Annotated in this window: 1 protein-coding gene and 1 pseudogene; one reads left to right on the top strand and one right to left on the bottom strand. The window is 43.8% G+C overall.

Annotated features, from left to right (window positions below; all coding sequences use genetic code 11):
• Positions 1–259 precede the first annotated feature (259 nt).
• Positions 260–1,664, top strand: a pseudogene (locus tag NON16_RS25270) (IS91 family transposase).
• Positions 1,665–1,899: 235 nt separating this feature from the next.
• Here the strand turns inward: NON16_RS25270 and NON16_RS25265 are convergent.
• On the bottom strand, positions 1,900–2,124 hold a 225-nt coding region (locus NON16_RS25265), incomplete at its 5' end, for a hypothetical protein (protein ID WP_257352379.1).

Below are 2,124 nucleotides of genomic sequence, written 5' to 3'. Positions count from 1 at the left end.
AAATCATTTGATTGGGATAAGTTCAATCTATTTCTTAGAAAATATCCATTGTCGAAGCTACGAGTAAAAGTGAACATATACGATCTTAGAAGCGAATTAAGCTATATTCTGTAAATGATGATGGAGAAGAGCCGTGTGCGGGAGTACCGCTCGCACGGTTCTGTGAGGGGGGCGGAGCACAATCCATAATGGAAAGGCTCCCTCCTACTCGACAAATTCGGGACTACCACAGTGCATTTCGCTGTGGTAGTTTGTATGTATGGAGACGAATATTCTTAGGCAAATTTTCTTTGATCATCATGGACACTGGGAACGATTCAAAAGTAAACATGGGGACCGAATCCGATCAGTCGTTATCAAAGAAGTAGAGAAATTCAGAGACTGCGGAGATATCAAAAAAGGTTTCAAACTACTGGTCTGCGAAGGTTGTCATGATGTCCGGAAAGTCCCGTATCGATGCAAAGGTCGATTCTGTACAACCTGGTTCCGTTGGAGAAAGTGAGGAATGGAGTCGGTTGTTAACGGAAGATGTACTTCAAGTCAATCACCGACATGTCATTCTAACGATCGATGAAGGACTACGGGAAGTATTTTTACTACATCGTCATCTCTTGAAACATTTTATGGATGCAGGGGCGAAATTGATTCAGGACTTCTTCGAAAAGAAGGGGAAAGTGACACCTGGAATCATATCTGGACTACATACGTTTGGATCAAAAGTGAATTTTAATCCGCATATTCATATGTTGGTTACAATGGGCGGAATGACGAAAAAGGGTGAATGGAAAACCTATGATTTCCTCCCCTTTGAGATGCTTCGAAAGCAGTGGCAGACAGTTGTCTTAAAAGTAATTCGTCAACACGTAACGGGAAAAGAGAAAAAGCGAATACAACCCCGATTACAGAAGGCGTTTTCCAACAACGGAGAAGGCTTCTATGAGTATGCCCCGAAACAAAAAGGGAAGATCAAAGAACTGTTACGTTATATTGGCCGTTATATTCGTCGACCCGCAATTGGAATCAATCGGATTGAGGCGTATGNGTATGCCCCGAAACAAAAAGGGAAGATCAAAGAACTGTTACGTTATATTGGCCGTTATATTCGTCGACCCGCAATTGGAATCAATCGGATTGAGGCGTATGATGGTCAAATGGTGACGTTCAAGTACATCGATAAAACAGATGGGAAAGAAAAGCACGAAACGGTAAGTGTAGAAGAATTCATCACTCGACTCGTTCGGCATATTCCAGATCAACAGTTTAAGACGATTCGTCATTACGGGATGTATTCCAGAAGAAGTAAAACGTTAAGTAAGAAAGTGCTTCAGAAGTGGCAAGAGGGCGCAAGACGTTGGATTGTCAAGGTGAAGAAAACCTTACGTCGTCAAACATGGCGGGAAAGAATGATCGCAAGTGGCGCCAAGGATCCCCTCGTCTGTCCAAATTGCGAGTGTTATTATGATTACAAGGGAGAAGTCTGCCTAGAAAACGGAAAACTGGAAATCAAAGTGGCTTTATGTACCGATACGAAAGCCTATTTAGAAAGGGTGATTCACCATCTCACCGGTATCCAAGCACCGCAAAAAAGGAAAGAAAAAGAAAAAAGGGAACACGCCGTCCAAAAAGCAACAGAGCGTCAGCTTTGTATGTTTAGCGTGTCATGAAAAAGAAGAGATTCCTTATCATGTCGTTCGAGAGTTTGATTTGATGGATGGAGGAGATCCGACTGTACCCCCAAAGTTTTCCTGCGAAACATGTGGGGGAGAAATGTATCCGGAGTACTACAAAGGGATACAGGGCGTAGAGTACAAACTATCGGATGTGCTCTGACCAAAAAAGGACCTGAGTGGAGACGCTTTTCTCCACTCAGGTTTTTCGTGTGCCCCGCAGTCACTCGATCTAGGTGGTTAAAATCCACACAGTAACTTTACCCTTTCCAAGTACTGTAGCTGAAGTAAACGTCTTAACTTGATTGAAGAAAGATGGACAGGGTGTTCTCTGCGAAGAGAAATCTGAAAGGTCTGCAAGCAAAGTCCAGCCCGGAACAATGTGTGAACCAGAGGTGGCGTCGGTGTTGGGTGACCCGCCGAAAAACCGGGGAAACCGATGCCTTGGCATATCCTG

It is taken from the genome of Pseudalkalibacillus decolorationis (assembly GCF_024609785.1).
Classification (GTDB): domain Bacteria; phylum Bacillota; class Bacilli; order Bacillales; family Fictibacillaceae; genus Pseudalkalibacillus; species Pseudalkalibacillus decolorationis.
This window is presented reverse-complemented; position numbering and strand designations above follow the sequence as displayed.